Here is a 16,500-nt window from a genome sequence, read left to right as displayed (position 1 = left end):
CAGCCGGTTAGGCGTGCCCGGCAGCCCTTGGGGTCAAGGGTTGCCAGGCGTTTTCTTATCTACTTCACCTGGGTGGTGGCGAAGTTATTGGTGGTGAGCGGGCTAATCACGTAGCCCTCTACGTTGTTGCGCATTGCCGTGAACATGCGAGTGTGGGCCATGCTGATCCAAGGCTGGTCCTGGTTGAAAATCACCTGGGCCTGTTCATAGAGCTTGGCGCGTTCCTCGGGGTTCACTGTGGCGCGTGCCTCGTCGATCAGCGCCTGGAATTTCTCGTTGCACCAGCGCGCGTAGTTTTCGCCGTTCTTGGCGGCCTCGCAACTGAGCATAGGCGTCAGGAAGTTATCCGGGTCACCGTTGTCGCCCGCCCATCCGGCGGAGACCATGTCGTGCTCGCCGTTTTTCGCGCGCTTGAGCATTTCGCCCCATTCCATCACGCGGATGTCGACCTTGATTCCGACTTTCGCCAGGTCCGCCTGCATCATCTGCGCGCCGAGCATCGGGTTGGGGTTGGTCGGGCCGCCGCCGTTGCGCGTGAACAGGGTGAACACGGTGCCTTCCGGCACGCCGGCTTCCTTGAGCAACTGACGGGCTTTGTCCAGGTCGCGGGTCGGGTTCTTCAAGTCGTGGTTGAAGCCCAGCAGGGTCGGCGGGTACGGGTTGACCGCCACGGTGGCGTTGCCCTTGCCGAACAGCGCGTTGACGTAGGCTTCCTTGTCGAAGGCCAGGTCGATGGCTTTGCGCACCCGCACATCGCTCATGTATTTGTGGCTGGTGTTCAGGGCGGTGTAGGAGACGGTCATCGCATCCAGCTCGGCGACCTTCAGGTTCGGGTCTTTCTTGATGCTGGGGATGTCATCGGGTTTGGGGTACAGCGCGATCTGGCACTCGTTGGTCTTGAGTTTCTGCATGCGCACGTTGTTGTCGGTGGCGATCGCCAGTATCAGCGCATCGGCTGGCGGCTTGCCACGGAAGTAGTCCGGGTTGGCCTTGAAGCGCACCTGGGCGTCCTTGCTGTAGCGCTGGAAGATGAACGGGCCGGTGCCGATCGGCTTGCTGTTGAGGTCGCCGGCCTTGCCTGCCTTGAGCAACTGATCGGCGTATTCGGCCGGGTAGATCGAGGAGAAGGCCATGGCGATGTCGGCCAGGAACGGTGCTTCGCGGCGGGTCAGGGTGAACTTGACCGTGTGCTCGTCGACTTTCTCGACGCTCTTGAGCAGTTCCTTGAAGCCCATGCTTTCAAAGTAGGGGAAGCCCACGCTCGACAGTTTGTGCCACGGGTGATTCGGGTCCAGCTGGCGCTGGAAGCTCCAGACCACGTCGTCGGCGTTCATGTCGCGGGTCGGCTTGAAGTAGTCGGTGGTGTGGAACTTGACGCCCTTGCGCAGGTGGAAGGTGTACGTCAGGCCATCGTCACTGATGTCCCAGGATTCGGCCAGGGCCGGAATCACTTCGGTGGTGCCGGGCTTGAAATCGGCCAGGCGATTGAAAATGGTTTCCGCCACGGCGTCGGCGGTGACTGCAGTCGTGTACTGGACCATGTCGAAGCCTTCCGGGCTGGCTTCTGTGCAAACCACCAGGGGTTTGGCCGTGGCGCCAACGGCAACGCTCAGCAATGCGGCGGCGATGGCGGCGCGTAGGGGAATCATGTTCATCGTCAATCCTCTGCAATCGGGTAATTGGCAAAAGACCGGACGGTCAACCTTGTGAGTCGACCGCCCGGTGGCAGTTTAGAGAATGTTGAACGGGATGGTGGTGACCAGGCGGAACTCGTTGACGCTGCCGTCGGCCTGGTTTTCGCTGGCGCGGTGCGTGGTGTAAGTGGCGCGTACCGCGGTGGCTTTCAGCGGGCCGCTTTGTACGGCGTAAGACGCACCGATGCCGTATTCGTAGTGATGTTCACCGTCCATGGCTTTCACATCGGTATAGCCGGTGCTGTTGTAATGCGTACCATCGATGCCCCAGCCGCGAGCCTGGTAGATGTTGAACTTCAGGCCTGGCACGCCGTATTCAGCCATGTTCAGGCCATAGGCGATCTGGAAGGATTTCTCGTTCGGGCCGTTGAAGTCCGACAGCAGGGAGTTGGCCAGGTAGATGCCGTTGGTTTCGTGCAGGTAGTCGAAGTACTCGTTACCGTCCACTTCCTGGTACGAGAACGTCAGGCTGTGGGCCTGGTGAGTCAGCCCGAACGACAGGGAGTAGGTATTGTTGTCGATATCACCCAGTTTGCTTTTGCCCGAGTCCACAGTCCTGTAGTAGTTCAGGCCGGTGGTCAGGCTCAGTACCGAGCTGTCGCCCAATACGTGGCTGGCGCCGAAGTAGTATTGGTTCCACAGGTCTTCGGCCTGGGTACCCCACAGGCTGGTGGTGAGGCTGGCGAACGGCTGGTAAGTGATACCGGCGGTGTTCACATGATCAGCTTCGGCCGAGGAGCTGCCGTATTCGGAGCGGAACTTGGCGAGGCTTTGCTCGGTACGGGGAGAGTTACGGTCGAAGGTCGCGACGTCGAATGCCAGGTTTTCCAGCTCTTCGCTGTGCAGGCTCACGCCCTGGAAGCTCGAAGGCAGGGCGCGGTTACCGATCACGTCGACCATCGGGCTGCTGAAGTTTTGACGACCGGCGGTCAGGGTGGTGTTGGAAACGCGTGCCTTGACGTTCGCCAGGCCCAGTTTGCTCCACTGGTCGACGGCGTCGCCATCGGAGTGCGCCAGGGTACGGTTGGAACCGCCCATGATGTCATCGTGATCACCGAGCAACGCGATAGCGTTATAGGCCGCGACTTCGGTGCTGAAGCCAACGGTGCCTTGGGTGAAGCCGGAGGTGTAGTTCAGGATGGTGCCCTGGACCCAGTTGGTCCGGCGCGAATCGCTGCGATCAACACCGTCGCGCGTGTAGCTGAAGGCGCCGCCGCGGCGTTTCAGTTCGTTGGAATACCAGTTGCGAGTGCTGCCACTGACCGACTGGCCTTCTACGAAACCGGTGGCTTCGGATTGAGCGCTGGTGGTCTTGACGGTCACCGGATTGAACGCCTGGCTCTGCGATTCTGCGTAGGCCGTGGCGGTAATGCTGCTGATGGCCAAGGCCAGTATCGCGGTGCTGCTCAGTTTCATGGGTAAAGCTCCTTTTCTTTCTTTTAATGCCGTTCTTTTTTGGTGATACGGCTATTGGTTTTTGCAACTAATTCACAGCTAGCAAACGTTTGCATGGCGCCTGATCGGCGAATTCAGGCAAGACGTCTGCGTGAGGGCTTCCAAGGGAAGCCCTCGCTGTGTGGCTAAGCGGTTATGGGTTCAGGCTGACGCCCGAGAACACGTTGCGACCGAAGGGGCTGACTTTGAACCCTTCGACTTTGGCACTCAGCGGCTGGTTGACCGTCGAGTGGGCAACAGGGGTGATCGGCACTTGCTGCTTGAGCAACTGCTGGGCCTGTTTGTAGAGCACGGTGCGCTGGTCGCGGTCGGTGACGACCTTGGCCTGCTTGATCAGCTTGTCGTAGTCCTGGTCACACCACATGGAGTAGTTGTTGCCGCCAATGGCGTCGCAGCTGTACAGCGTGCCCAACCAGTTGTCCGGGTCCCCGTTGTCACCGGTCCAGCCGATCAGGCTGATGTCGTGCTCGCCGTTCTTGGTGCGCTTGATGTACTCGCCCCATTCATAGCTGACGATCTTCACCTTCAGACCGATCTTGGCCCAGTCAGCCTGAAGCATTTCGGCCATCAGCTTGGCGTTGGGGTTGTACGGGCGTTGTACCGGCATGGCCCAGAGGGTGATTTCGGTGCCTTCCTTGACCCCGGCGGCCTTGAGCAATTGCTTGGCTTTTTCCGGGTTGTAGGGAACGTCCTTGATGGTGTCGTCGTAGGACCATTGGGTTGGCGGCATGGCGTTCTGCGCCAATTGCCCCGCGCCCTGGTACACGGCATTGAGAATGCTTTGCTTGTTCACCGCCATGTCCAGCGCCTGGCGCACTTCGACCTGGTCGAACGGCTTGTGGCGAGTGTTATAGGCGATGTAGCCCAGGTTGAAGCCGGGCTTCTCGATCAACTGCAGCTTGGGGTCGTTCTTCAAGGCCGGCACATCGGCCGGACGCGGATGCAGGGTGACCTGGCATTCGTTGGCCTTGAGCTTCTGCACCCGCACCGAGGCGTCGGTGTTGATGGAGAAAATCAGGTTGTTCAGCTTGACCCGTTCCGGCGCCCAGTACTGCTTGTTGGCGACGTAGCGGATGTTGGAGTCTTTCTGGTAGCTCTTGAACTCGAACGGCCCGGTGCCGATCGGCTTCTGGTTGATGTCGCTCGGCTTGCCGCTCTTGAGCAGTTGGTCGGCATATTCGGCCGAGAGGATCGCGGCGAAGCTCATGGCGATGTTCTGGATGAATGCAGCGTCCACGCTGTTGAGGGTCATGACCACGGTCAACGGCCCGGTCGCTTCCACCTTGGCGATGTTCTTGTTCAGGCTCATGCCGTTGAAGTACGGGAACTCGGTGGGGTAGGCCTTGCGGAACGGATGCTGTGGGTCAAGCATGCGGTTGAAGGTGAAGAGTACGTCGTCGGCGTTGAAATCCCGGGTCGGTGTGAAGTAGTCGGTGGTATGAAACTTCACGCCTTCGCGCAGGTGAAACGTGTACGTCAGGCCGTCTTCGGAAATGTCCCAACGGGTCGCCAGGCCTGGGACGACATTGGTCGCGCCTTTTTCAAACTCGGCCAGGCGGTTGTACAGCGGCTCGGCGGCATCGTTGTCGGTGGCCGTGGTGTATTGCGCGGTGTCGAAGCCGGCGGGGCTGCCTTCGGAACAGAACACCAGGCTGCCGCCAGCGGCCTGGGCTGCGGATGTGGCGGCCAGCAGGCCGGTGCCCAGCAATGCGGATAAAACCAAGGTATGGCGCATGACGCTCCCTCTCTCGTTCGGGGTGTTTAACAGTGAACCGGTGTCCTTCCGGGGACAGGTCCGGAGCACTGAGCTCATTCCATTGCGTAGCGATGCCGCAGGGTTGGCAAGCCGTCCAGGCCTCGACGGTAGGAGTCGTGGGCCAGGCGGTAAATGCGTAATGCCTGAAAGACTTGTGGGAAAAGGCGATACGTCCTAAACCAACTGCTGTGGTACGCAGTGCTTTTGGATGTAGGCGATTTCCTGAGTCTTGGTCTCGGCAGATACAGCAACGGCGACGTTGAGGACGCCGCCGTTGCCTGTCTTTATTTGCTGACGCTGACGCCGTAGAAGGAGTTCAAGCCAAATGGGCTGATCTTGAAATCCTGCACGTTGGCGCGCATGGGTTGATACACCGTCGAGTGAGCGATAGGTGTCATTGGCACGGCATCCTTGAGGACGTGTTGTGCCTGTTTGTACAGTTCGGTGCGCTTGGCTTGGTCGGTGGTGCGCTTGGCTTCCTTGACCAGACCGTCGAATTTCTTGTCGCACCATTTGGAGAAGTTGTTGCCGGCCAGCGAGTCGCAGCCGAACAGCACGTTGAGCCAGTTGTCCGGGTCACCGTTGTCACCGCTCCAGCCGATGATCATCGCCTGGTTCTCGCCGCCTTTGGAACGCTTGATGTACTCGCCCCATTCGTAGCTGACGATGTTGACGTTCAGGCCGATTTTCTTCCAGTCGGACTGCAGCATCTCGGCCATCAGCTTGGCGTTCGGGTTGTACGGACGCTGGACCGGCATCGCCCACAGGGTGATGTTGGTGCCTTCCTTGACGCCGGCTTCCTTGAGCAGCTCCTTGGCTTTCTCAGGGTCGTACTTGGCGTCCTTGATGGTGGTGTCGTAGGACCATTGGGTCGGCGGCATGGCGTTGACCGCCAGCTGGCCAGCGCCCTGGTAGACCGAATCGATGATCTGCGGCTTGTTGACCGACATGTCCAGCGCCTGGCGAACTTTCAGGTCGGCCAGAATGTTTGGCTCATTGCTGCCCTTGATCTTGTCCATCACGTTGTAAGCGATGTAGCCCAGGTTGAAACCCGCCTGGTCAGGCATCTTCAGCGCTTTATCTTCCTTCAGGGACTTGAGGTCGGCCGGGCGTGGGAAGAGGGTGATCTGGCATTCGTTTTTCTTGAGCTTTTGCATGCGCACCGACGGGTCGGTGGTGATGGCGAAGATCAGATTGTCGATCTTCACGTCTTCAGGCTTCCAGTAGTTCTTGTTCCCGGTGTAGCGGATGTTGGAGTCTTTCTGGTAGCTCTTGAACACGAACGGGCCGGTGCCGATCGGCTTCTGGTTGATGTCGGAGGCCTTGCCTTCCTTGAGCAGTTGGGCGGCGTATTCGGCGGACTGGATCGAGGCGAAGCTCATGGCCATGTTCTGGATGAACGCGGCGTCGACATCCTTGAGGGTGAACTTGACGGTGTGGTCGTCGACTTTATCGATCTTGGTGATGTTGGTGTCCATCCCCATGTCGGTGAAGTACGGGAACTCGGTCGGGTAGGCCTTACGGAACGGGTCGTCCTTGTTGATCATGCGATTGAAGGTGAACAGCACGTCGTCGGCGTTGAACTCGCGGGTCGGCTTGAAATACGGGGTGGTGTGGAACTTGACGCCTTCACGCAGGTGGAAGGTATAGGTCAGGCCGTCGTCGGAAATATCCCACTTGGTCGCCAGGCCAGGAATCACGGCGGTGCCGCCACGTTCGAACTGGGTCAGGCGGTTGAACATGGTCTCTGCAGAGGCGTCGAAGTCGGTTCCGGTGGTGTACTGACCAGGGTCAAAACCGGCCGGGCTCCCTTCGGAGCAGAACACCAGGTTAGTCGCGGCGGAAGCGAAAGGAGCGCTGGCTAGTAAGCTTGCGCCGACTAAAAACGGAATGACCGCTTGTTTAAGCATGTTGGCCTCATGATTTGTTGTCATTTTTGGATTTGAGGGCGACCTCGTGAGTCGTCCTGCGGATACTTATGCAGGCCCCATACCCAATGCAAGATCCAGAGCCGTTACAAGCCTGAAACAGTGGCACGGACGTACCTTAATGTCGCATCTGTGTAACTTCTGACGCATTTGATCGTTTGCGCGTGTTTTTTTGGGGCTGATTGCGCTCTTTTCCGGTGCGCCGCGTGGCGCTGGCGCACCGGGAAGGGGCGGGTATTACTTCTTCAAACCCACGCCGTAGAAGGGTGTAAGGCCGAAGGGGCTGAGTTTGAAATCCACCACCTGCCTGTTTATCGGCTGGAATACCGTGGAATTGGCGATCGGGGTGATCGGCACCTGTTGCTTGAGGATTTTCTGCGCTTGTTGGTACAAATCGATCCGTTTCTGGCGGTCTGTCGAGACTTTGGCCTGCTGGATCAAGCGGTCATACGCCGGGTCGCACCACTTGGCGTAGTTGCTGCCCTTGACCGCCGCACAGCTGTACAGCACCCCCAGCCAGTTGTCGGGGTCGCCGTTGTCGCCGGTCCAGCCGTAAATCATTGCATCATGTTCGCCATTTTTTGCACGCTTGATGTACTCGCCCCATTCATAACTGACGATGTTGGCCTTGATCCCGATCTTGGCCCAATCCTGCTGGATCATCTGCGCAGACATTCGCGCATTGGGGTTGGAGGCGCGCTGCACCGTCATCGCCCATAAATCGATGGTGGTACCCGGCGCAACCCCGGCTTCCTTGAGTAGCGCCTTGGCCTTGGTCACGTCATGAGGCGCGTCCTGGATGGTCGGGTCGAACGACCACTGGGCCGGCGGCAACGCGTTTTGCGCCAGCTGCCCGGCGCTCTGGTACACGGCCTTGATGATTGCCGGCTTATCGATGGCCATGTCCAGCGCCTGGCGGACCTTGAGCTGATCCAAAGGCGGATGCGTGACGTTGTAGGCCAAAAAGCCCAGGTTGAAACCGGGCTGCTTGAGCACTTGCAGGTTGGGGTCTTGCTCGATTACCTCGATGTCGGCCGGACGCGGATAACCACTGACCTGGCATTCGCCACGCTTGAGCTTTTGCAGGCGCACGGCGGCGTCGGGGGTGATGGAAAAGATCAGGTTGTCGAGCTTCACGTCCTCGGGTTTCCAGTACGCGGTGTTGGCGGCGTAGCGGATCTGCGAGTCCTTCAGGTAGCGCTTGAACATGAACGGCCCGGTGCCAACGGGTTTCTGGTTGAGGTCGCCGGCCTTGCCTTGTTTGAGCAACTGCGCGGCATATTCGGCTGATTGCACGGAGGCAAAACTCATCGCCAGGTTCTGTACGAAGGCGGCGTCGACGTTGTTCAGATTGAAGCGCACGGTGTGTTCGTCGACTTTTTCAACGCTCTTGATCGTGGTGTTCAGGCCCATGTCGGTGAAGTACGGCGACTCGGTGGGGTAGGCCTGGCGAAACGGGTGTTGTGGGTCGAGCAGGCGCTGGAAGGTGAACAGCACGTCGTCGGCGTTGAACTCGCGGGTGGGGGTGAAGTAGTCGGTGGTGTGGAATTTCACCCCGTCGCGCAGGTGGAAGGTGTAGGCCAGGCCATCGGGGGACACCTCCCAGCTCGTCGCCAATCCGGGTTCGACCTCGGTGCCGCCGCGCTTGAATTGGGTGAGGCGGTTGAAGACGGTTTCGGCTGAGGCGTCGAAGTCGGTGCCGCTGGTGTATTGGCTGGGATCGAACCCGGCGGGGCTGGCTTCGGAGCAGTAGACCAGGGTGGTGGCGGCCTGGGCCATTGGGGCGCTGCTGATCAGGGCCAGGGTCAGCAGGAGGGGCTTGAAGGTGGTTCTGTCCATGAAATCCCTTGGGGGTGGTGAGGTTTTTCAGGAGAGTAGCGTTGTGGGCGGGGGTGTTGGAAATATCGAAAAGTGAGGGGGACCGTTGGGTTTGGGTATAGCCTCTTGGACGAGGCGGCTTTACAGCCGACCTGGCGCTCCCGGTCGTACACCCGTCAGGTCTGTGGGAGCAAAGCTTGCTCGCGAGGCGGCCTTATAGCCGACCTGGCTCTCCCGGCTGTACCCCCGATCCAAGTGTGTGCGGGCTTGCTCGCGAAGGCGGCCCAAATGAGTTGATTGTTAAGCGGGGATTTGAACGACTATCCAGGAGACGTCGTCATCGATAAGGAGGGGGCTTAACAGCTCAGATCCAAGCAACTGGGCCTGTGTCACATCGCTCAAGTCAGCCCAAAAGCCATCGGTTGCAAAAGCCAGTTTTTCACCTCCAATGGTCGTCCTTGTGACAATCTCGGGATCTGGTCTATTCCGTGCTTTGAAACACCGGCTTATCCGATGCCGGCCTGGATCTGCTGCCAGTTGTCGGTGGTCACGATCGCGCTTCCAGTTGGCAAGACAGTGAGGTGCTGTGAACCAGGTGATCGGGCGGTTTGAAGAAACAATGCCGGCGCAGCAGTCGCCTTCGTAAGCGATGGTGAGAAGTCCTGCAGCGGCTACACCGACCAGATAGCTCGCTGACCCTGTGAAGGCTGTTGAAAAGAGTCGCTCGTGTACGTCATTCAATACCTCCTTGAGTAACGCCGCCGCTTCTTCATGGCTGTTATCCGAACAACCCTGTGCGACTTTCTCGAAATACAGTGTGAGTATTTGATCGACCAGCGCCTGTGCGAGCAGGCCACTGCCTGGTCTTGACGTGCCGTCTACGACGACAAGCAGTCCTCGTGCTCCGTCGAACCTTCCCCCTACACCGTCTCGGTTTTCATCTCTTGCCCGACCTTTAATCGACCTGGCTGAGTGAATCATTGGATGTCGCCCAACTGTTTCAGGCGCTGATAAATCAGTTTGCCTCGGCCTGGGTTTGCGCTGACGGAATGGAAGCTTTGTATTACATAATCCAGTGAATTGAGTGCCAGCAGCTCGGTGATGCCGGTCGCAACATACGTTCGTAGTGCCTGATCTGCCTGGCGAACCTCCTCCAGCAAACTCTCTCGGCCGTCTATGACGAGAACGATATCCTCGACATCTTTGTGGTAGGCATCGCCGTTGCCGCGGCCTTTGAATGCTTCGAGCTTGGTCGCGATAAAGTAGGCGGGTTTGAAAATTTTGATCGCAATCCCGCTGGGCAGCGTGAAGGTGTCTGCGTTCGCCAGGCCGTCCACAAACCAGCGGTTTTCATAACCGAGCACCTCCTTCACGGAGGGCATCACGTCGACGATCACATCGTTGAACTTGAACCGGCACGTTACGTCGCTGTACTCGGCGGTAATCTTGAAACCCTTATTGGCCAAGCGCTCTGTCAGTCTTTGCCAGTCAGCGATGCCTCCTAGCTCAATCACCAGGTCCACGTCGTCAGTGCTGCGAATATCGTCCAGCACAATGTCGTCAGTACACAGAAGCCAGGTGGTCGAGCCGCCAACGAAGGCGACCTCTTTTAAAAGCTCGTCACCCAATCCCAGTGCGACGGCACTCAACATCTCGTAGTTGTGATCGGAGGCAATGCTCAAAGGCCCATCCCTTTTTTAAGCAGTTGAATGGCGACGCTGGTTTCGCGAGGTCCGCCCAACCGTATTGAGTCCACCAAGGCCAAGTAGTGATAGAGGGTTCGGTCGTTCTTCACGGCTTCCGGCACTGTCTTATAAATCGGTTCGATGGTTTGGCCGCGTTCTGTGCCGTGTGGGTCGGGCCAGACATGGATATTCCCGCCGACGCTTTTAAGGTGTTTGGACAGCACCGGTGATGCAAAGCCTGTTGGAATTCCGCGCGCCAGGGCGCCAGGCTTGACAGGGAAAAAGTACTTCAGCGCGTGCTCGGTAATCTTTAAAAGCGCCAGGCGATTCACTTTGGGCAAGGAGGTTTCATAGTCGTTTGTTACCAGTCCAGCCTCCCGGCACCGGGCGATCGAGTTCGATATCTCGCTTTTGCTCAAGCCCAAGGATTCAGCCAGGGCTCTGAGGGTGTAGCGGTCTTCCCATTTGGCGGCGGTCCTTTTCTGGGAAAGATTATCGTCGGCGTCCCAGCCTTCCCACTGGAACGAGTCTGCGTCGATGATGCGTTTTATGGCGAGCTCTAAGTTGTCCCAGGGTTTTTCAGGCGGCGGGGCGGTGATGAATGTTGGCTCAGGGCTGTAGTCATCCGGCAGTAAGTCAATCTGGGATAAGCCGCCCCATGCCACTGTTTGGCTGCCTGTCGGAGACACTTCCTCCTGCGCGTGAAGGCTGGTCATTTTGTACATGAGCAAAATATCTTGACTTTTCACGTCGGTTAAATCTCTGTTTGTCCACATTCCATAAAATGTGGACAAGTGTTGCTCACTGTTTTTTATGATGTCAAATATTATTTTAGGGCGAGAAGCGGAAAAGTAACCAAAACGCTACCTGCCCCCACTACTCGGCACTTCGCCTAGGCTCGGTGTGCCCGAGCGCAGGCATGGTTAACGGGGAGCCTCAGATCAACGTCCATCGCGAGGCGGCCTAGTAGCCGACCTGGTTCTCCCGGTCGTACACCCATCAGATCTGTTTGAGCAGGATCTGTGGGAGCAAAGCTTGCTCGCGAGGCGGCCTTACAGCCGGCCTGTTTCTTCGGCTGTCCCCAACCCAAATTGTGGGAGCGAGCTTGCTCGCGATGAGGCCAGTAAGCTCAACATCCATGTGACTGAACCACCGCCATCGCGAGCAAGCTTTGCTCCCACAGGAGAAACGCGGTCTCACCAAGAGTCAGGTCGGCTACTAGGCCGCCTCGTGGCGGACGTTGATCTGGGGTGCCCCGTTAACCACGCTGGCTGAACGAAGGTATTGCGCAGTGGGCAACCCGGCATGGATGCCGGGTTAGCCGCGCTGGGCCATGGATGGCCCTTCGCGGCGGCCCACGGAGCAATGCCTGCGTTCGGGCATGCCGAGCCTAAGCGAGGCACCGAGTGGTGGGGCCATGAGCGTTTTGCTTACTTTTGCGCTTCTCAAAAGTGAGCCGCCGTCAGGGCGGAACCATTAGTCGCCGTCACCAAAAAAACGGATATACACACATCTCTGAAAAGGGGCCGCTGCGCAGCCCAGCGGGAGCAAGCTCCCTCGCCACGGGGTTTGCAGCGCCAGGAAGTGTGATGGGTCATTCATTTGTGTAGGAGGGATCACCAGTCCTGAAACGAAACATCCCACAGCTTTTTAGGGTTGCCGCTCGGAAGTGGGCTCTCTAACCTTTGAACGTCGCTGCCTAATCAGCGACCGGGTGTGGAAACCTGAACCTTTAGCAGTGGCATGGCTGAACATCGTGTTGCCGACGTCTGGTTTCGTCTGCAAACTGCGTCTTGGCGGCTGTGCGTGGGCAGACTTCGTCTGGCCGGGTCCTGCTAACCGGTATTTCCACCCCACGTACCGCTGCCACCTATTGTCGCGTGGAAACGACACAGGGATGGCTCCAACTTTAAGCAGGAGAATTGAATATGGATAAGTCAGTCCCCGACCCACCCTTCAACAAAACCAACCCCCTTTCCGGCTTCGACTCCATCGAAGACCTACTCAAAGACCGCGCCGCCGCCGAGCGTGCTCTCAATCATTACCTCAACCCAAAACCTCCAGAATCAAGCACCGACCCGCGCATCGACAGCCTGTTTTCCGTCACCGCCAAAGCCGACGCCGACACACTACTGACCAGCACCTCCGAAACCCTGGCTTCGATAAAAGCCATGGCCGAGGACCTGGCTTTCGAAGTAGAAGGCACGCGGCGCAGCGTGGCGTTGGGGATTCATCAATTGGTGGAGTTGTGCCAGTTGCTGGTGGACAAGGCGTTGGATCAGTTAGAGGCGACGGTCAGTTCTGCCGAGGTACAGGGTTAACCATTGCTGTACGGCCATTCACCTGTAAGTTCTGACAGTAGACGGATAGCGCGCTTGATCATACGGTGAACTCAAGCGCGCGTTCCGTCAGTAGCGATGCCCAAATCATTGTTTCAACGAAAGGGGCGTAACCATGGCTGCTAAAGAAATTCGCATGTCGTTTGAAGACTTTGAGGGCGACGGTAAAAAAGAAATGGTGATCGAGTTTTATTCCAGAAAGAAACTCGAGTTTGCGACGTATCTTACGTCCTCGAAGAACGATGGAAGGTACGACAAGGTCGAGGTCAAAGGTGACGTCGATGGAGACGGCGACTTCGATTCGCATGATAAGAAATTGGTCCTCAAGCTCGCTCAAGCCGCCGTGGCGATGCTGAAGTAAGTGTCACGGCCTACGCTGCGCCTTGCTCTGCGTGCAGCGCCGATGCAACCCAATGGATGAGGTGTCGCGATGGTTGCCGAAGAAGTTCGCATAACGCTCAGAAACCTTGACGGTGACGATTGTCCCGAAGTCAGGTTTGAATTTTACTCCGATCAAAAGCGTTATTTCGTTACCTTTGTTTCCTCGTCTTTAAAGAATGGAGTCTATAACGATGTGCGTATAAAAATTGACTTGAACGAGGATGGCAAGCGAGATTTGAAAGATGTTTCTTTACTGGCTCGCCTCGCTCAAGCAGCTGTACCTCTGTTGAAGATAGCGACCAAGTAAACATTCTCAAATCGAGAGCGATATTGGGGAACCGGTTTGAGGCGTTTTTTAAAACTGCAGATTCCACCGCTCCAACTGACGCATACGATGACTTAGGGGTTCATGTTTATTTTGATAAGCAGGATACCGTTATCGGCCTGGAGTTTTTGAAGTGGAGCGATCTCAGTTGGCGGGGGCAACGTTTGGTTGGCGCAGGGGCTCCATCTGCCTGACACACCGAGGTGTCAGGTTTGGGTCTGCTGCGCAGCCCAACGGGGATAAATCCCCCCGCCACAAGGGCTTCATTGGGCTGCACAGTCAGCGCATCGATTACTGCATCAACACCTCAACCACCCCATCCGCCGTCATCGTCACCTTGCTGGTGCCCGCTTCCACTTCCGGCGTGACCGACTCCGCATCCATCGAAGCCCCTTTCATCATCATCTGCGGGCGCATGTACGGTTGTGGATAACCGTTGGTATTGAAGTTCAGGTTGACGATCTTGTAACCCTTGCCGCCCAAGGCTTCGGTGGCCAGTTGGGCGCGGGCCTTGAAGGCGTTGACGGCGTCCTTGAGCAGGGCGTCTTCGCTGCTTTGGCGGGTGGCGGTGGCGATGGCGAAGTCCATACCGCCCATTTTCAGGTCGCCCAACAGTTCGCCGGTGAGTTTGGACAGCGCGGCGAAGTCGGCGCTTTCCAGGCGCAGTTCGGCGCGCTCACGCCAGCCGGTGATTTTCTGGCCTTTGTTGTCGTAGATCGGGTAGCTGTTGCGGCTGCCTTGGCGCAGGTTGATGTCCTTGACCTCTTTGGCCTGGCCGATGGCTTTGTTCAACGTGGTGCTGACGGCGGCGGCGAGTTTGGCCGGGTCCGTGTTCTGTTCTTCGGTGTAGAGGGTGACGATCATCAGGTCGCGGGCCACTTCCTGGCTGGCTTCGGCGCGCAGGGATATCTGGTTGTAGTGAAGCTCGTCGGCGGCCAGGGCCGGCAGGCTGGCGACGGTGCCGAGGCTGAGGGCGAGCAGGGCGGCGGGGCGACTGAACGTGTGCATGAAAGCTCCTTGGAATGATGCGCAGGGGTGAGGTCCGGGCCTGCGTGAACGTTAAGACTCTAGCTTTTATGGGCGGGTTCGCACAGTTACAACTTCTATACAGATGTGCATGAGTCCAATGGACAGGGGGTGTGTCATTTCGAGGCTGTGGCGCTTTGCCGCATAGCTGCCTGTGCAAGCCGCGCCTTGGTTATACTCCGTGCGATTCGCCTGGAGCGCTCATCAGGAGAGCTCATGCTCACCCCTTTGCAAATGACATCCGCCTCTCGCCAGAACCTCTGGCGCCTGACATTCATCCGTATCCTGGTCCTGGCGGCCCAGGCCGGCTCCGTGGGGCTCGCCTATTGGTTCGACCTGCTGCCGCTGCCCTGGCTGCAACTGGCGATCACCCTGGCTTGCTCCAGCGTGCTCTGCGCACTGACGGCGATTCGCCTGCGCACCTCGTGGCCGGTGACCGAGCTGGAATACGCCGTACAGCTGGCCGGCGACCTGTTTATCCACAGCGCGCTGCTGTATTTCTCCGGCGGCTCCACCAACCCCTTCGTTTCCTATTACCTGGTGCCTTTGACCATCGCAGCGGTGACGTTGCCGTGGCGCTATTCGCTGATCCTTTCAGGCATCGCCCTGGCGCTGTATACCTTGCTGCTGGCACGGTTCTACCCATTGGAAACCTTTCCCATCGCCCGGGAAAACCTGCAGATCTACGGCATGTGGCTGAGTTTCGCCCTGGCCGCGGCGGTCATCACGTTTTTTGCCGCGCGCATGGCCGAGGAGCTGCGCCGCCAGGAAGAACTGCGGGCCATCCGCCGTGAAGAGGGCCTGCGCGACGAGCAATTGCTGGCCGTGGCGACCCAGGCCGCTGGCGCAGCCCATGAATTGGGTACACCGCTGGCGACCATGAGCGTGCTGCTCAAGGAGATGCGCCAGGATCACCACGACCCGGCGCTGCAGGACGATCTCAGTGTGCTGCAGGACCAGGTCAAGCTGTGCAAGGAAACCTTGCAATACCTGGTGCGCGCCGCCGAGGCCAATCGGCGGTTGGACATCGACATGCAAGCGGTCACCTTCTGGCTCGACGATGCCTTGAACCGCTGGCACCTGATGCGCCCGGAAGCCAGTTATCGCTTCCAGTGCCTGGGCAAGGGTGTGGTGCCGCGCATGGCCCCGCCGCCAGACCTGACCCAGGCGCTGCTGAACCTGCTCAACAATGCCGCCGACGCTTGCCCTGAAGGGCTGGAAGTGGCGTTGGACTGGAACGCCTATGAGCTGACCATCAGTATTCGCGACCACGGCGCCGGTGTGCCGCTGGCGATTGCCGAGCAAATCGGCAAGCCGTTCTATACCACCAAGGGCAAAGGTTTCGGCCTGGGCCTGTTTTTGAGCAAAGCCAGCGTGACACGCGCCGGCGGCTCGGTGAAACTCTACCCCCATGAGGAAGGCGGCACGCTCACCGAGCTGCGCCTGCCCCATGCCGACCGAGGAGACGAACATGAGTGACGAGATCCAAGTCGACGGCGAAGAACTGCCGCACCTGTTGCTGGTAGATGACGACGCCACGTTTACCCGCGTGATGGCCCGGGCCATGTCCCGTCGCGGTTTTCGCGTCAGTACCGCAGGTTCTGCCGAGGAAGGCCTGACCATCGCCCAGGCCGACCTGCCGGACTACGCCGCCCTGGACCTGAAAATGGACGGCGATTCCGGCCTGGTGCTGTTGCCCAAGCTGCTGGAGCTGGACCCGGAGATGCGCGTGGTGATCCTCACCGGCTACTCGAGCATCGCCACCGCGGTCGAGGCCATCAAGCGCGGCGCCTGCAACTACCTGTGCAAACCGGCGGACGCCGATGATGTGCTGGCGGCGCTGTTGTCCGAGCACGCCGACCTCGACACCCTGGTGCCGGAAAACCCCATGTCGGTGGATCGCCTGCAATGGGAGCACATCCAGCGGGTGCTGACCGAGCACGAAGGCAATATTTCGGCCACGGCTCGCGCTTTGGGCATGCACCGGCGGACTTTGCAGCGCAAATTGCAAAAGCGTCCCGTGCGTCGCTGAACCTGCGCTGAACGAATGCTGTCCACCCTCGCGGCACGTCGGGCCGTTGTTTTATGATCGG

14 protein-coding genes are annotated in these 16,500 nt (G+C 58.6%); 5 read left to right on the top strand and 9 right to left on the bottom strand.

The window, feature by feature from the left end; genetic code table 11:
• Window positions 1-59: 59 nt before the first annotated feature.
• The 8 genes from AC09SL_RS19475 to AC09SL_RS19440 all read right to left on the bottom strand — a co-directional run bounded on the left by AC09SL_RS19475 (window position 60) and on the right by AC09SL_RS19440 (window position 11,112).
• Window positions 60-1,655 carry an ABC transporter substrate-binding protein gene (locus AC09SL_RS19475; RefSeq protein ID WP_058546772.1) on the bottom strand — a complete coding sequence of 532 codons (1,596 nt, stop codon included), beginning with the start codon at window positions 1,653-1,655 and terminating at the stop codon, window positions 60-62.
• 75 nt (window positions 1,656-1,730) lie between these two features.
• Entirely contained in the window at window positions 1,731-3,110 is a 1,380-nt protein-coding gene (locus AC09SL_RS19470; protein WP_058546771.1) for an OprD family porin, read from the bottom strand.
• 172 nt (window positions 3,111-3,282) lie between these two features.
• A complete protein-coding gene (locus tag AC09SL_RS19465; protein ID WP_058546770.1) occupies window positions 3,283-4,884 on the bottom strand; it encodes an ABC transporter substrate-binding protein in 1,602 nt (533 codons plus the stop codon).
• 305 nt (window positions 4,885-5,189) lie between these two features.
• Window positions 5,190-6,815: an ABC transporter substrate-binding protein gene (locus AC09SL_RS19460; protein ID WP_058546769.1), complete on the bottom strand. Its 1,626-nt coding sequence runs from the start codon at window positions 6,813-6,815 to the stop codon at window positions 5,190-5,192.
• A gap of 255 nt (window positions 6,816-7,070) precedes the next feature.
• Complete coding sequence (locus AC09SL_RS19455) at window positions 7,071-8,672, bottom strand: ABC transporter substrate-binding protein (protein ID WP_058546768.1); 1,602 nt, start codon at window positions 8,670-8,672, stop codon at window positions 7,071-7,073.
• 279 nt (window positions 8,673-8,951) lie between these two features.
• Window positions 8,952-9,632, bottom strand: coding sequence for a serine/threonine protein phosphatase (locus AC09SL_RS19450; RefSeq protein ID WP_081264532.1), 681 nt, complete (start codon window positions 9,630-9,632; stop codon window positions 8,952-8,954).
• Window positions 9,629-10,333: a hypothetical protein gene (locus tag AC09SL_RS19445; protein WP_058546767.1), complete on the bottom strand. Its 705-nt coding sequence runs from the start codon at window positions 10,331-10,333 to the stop codon at window positions 9,629-9,631. The genes AC09SL_RS19450 and AC09SL_RS19445 overlap by 4 nt, the downstream gene beginning before the upstream one ends.
• On the bottom strand, window positions 10,330-11,112 hold the full coding sequence (locus AC09SL_RS19440; protein WP_081264531.1) for a MarR family transcriptional regulator: 783 nt from the start codon (window positions 11,110-11,112) through the stop codon (window positions 10,330-10,332). Before AC09SL_RS19440 ends, AC09SL_RS19445 begins: the two co-directional genes overlap by 4 nt.
• Window positions 11,113-12,264: 1,152 nt before the next feature.
• Here AC09SL_RS19440 and AC09SL_RS19435 point away from each other — a divergent pair.
• The 3 genes from AC09SL_RS19435 to AC09SL_RS19425 all read left to right on the top strand — a co-directional run bounded on the left by AC09SL_RS19435 (window position 12,265) and on the right by AC09SL_RS19425 (window position 13,363).
• Window positions 12,265-12,657 carry a DUF6124 family protein gene (locus tag AC09SL_RS19435; RefSeq protein ID WP_058545385.1) on the top strand — a complete coding sequence of 131 codons (393 nt, stop codon included), beginning with the start codon at window positions 12,265-12,267 and terminating at the stop codon, window positions 12,655-12,657.
• A 133-nt stretch (window positions 12,658-12,790) separates the two neighbouring features.
• Window positions 12,791-13,036: a hypothetical protein gene (locus AC09SL_RS19430; protein WP_064107093.1), complete on the top strand. Its 246-nt coding sequence runs from the start codon at window positions 12,791-12,793 to the stop codon at window positions 13,034-13,036.
• A 69-nt stretch (window positions 13,037-13,105) separates the two neighbouring features.
• Window positions 13,106-13,363 carry a hypothetical protein gene (locus AC09SL_RS19425; protein WP_058545383.1) on the top strand — a complete coding sequence of 86 codons (258 nt, stop codon included), beginning with the start codon at window positions 13,106-13,108 and terminating at the stop codon, window positions 13,361-13,363.
• A 309-nt stretch (window positions 13,364-13,672) separates the two neighbouring features.
• Here AC09SL_RS19425 and AC09SL_RS19420 read toward each other — a convergent pair whose 3' ends face one another.
• Window positions 13,673-14,389, bottom strand: coding sequence for an SIMPL domain-containing protein (locus AC09SL_RS19420; RefSeq protein WP_058545382.1), 717 nt, complete (start codon window positions 14,387-14,389; stop codon window positions 13,673-13,675).
• A gap of 234 nt (window positions 14,390-14,623) precedes the next feature.
• Between AC09SL_RS19420 and AC09SL_RS19415 the strand changes: the two genes are divergently transcribed.
• Window positions 14,624-15,886, top strand: a complete 1,263-nt coding sequence (locus AC09SL_RS19415) for an ATP-binding protein (protein WP_058545381.1) — start codon at window positions 14,624-14,626, stop codon at window positions 15,884-15,886.
• Complete coding sequence (locus AC09SL_RS19410) at window positions 15,879-16,439, top strand: response regulator transcription factor (protein ID WP_003177957.1); 561 nt, start codon at window positions 15,879-15,881, stop codon at window positions 16,437-16,439. The genes AC09SL_RS19415 and AC09SL_RS19410 overlap by 8 nt, the downstream gene beginning before the upstream one ends.
• The last annotated feature ends 61 nt before the right edge of the window (window positions 16,440-16,500 follow it).

The sequence above is a fragment of the Pseudomonas sp. PF05 genome (genome assembly GCF_056521845.1).
This window is presented reverse-complemented; position numbering and strand designations above follow the sequence as displayed.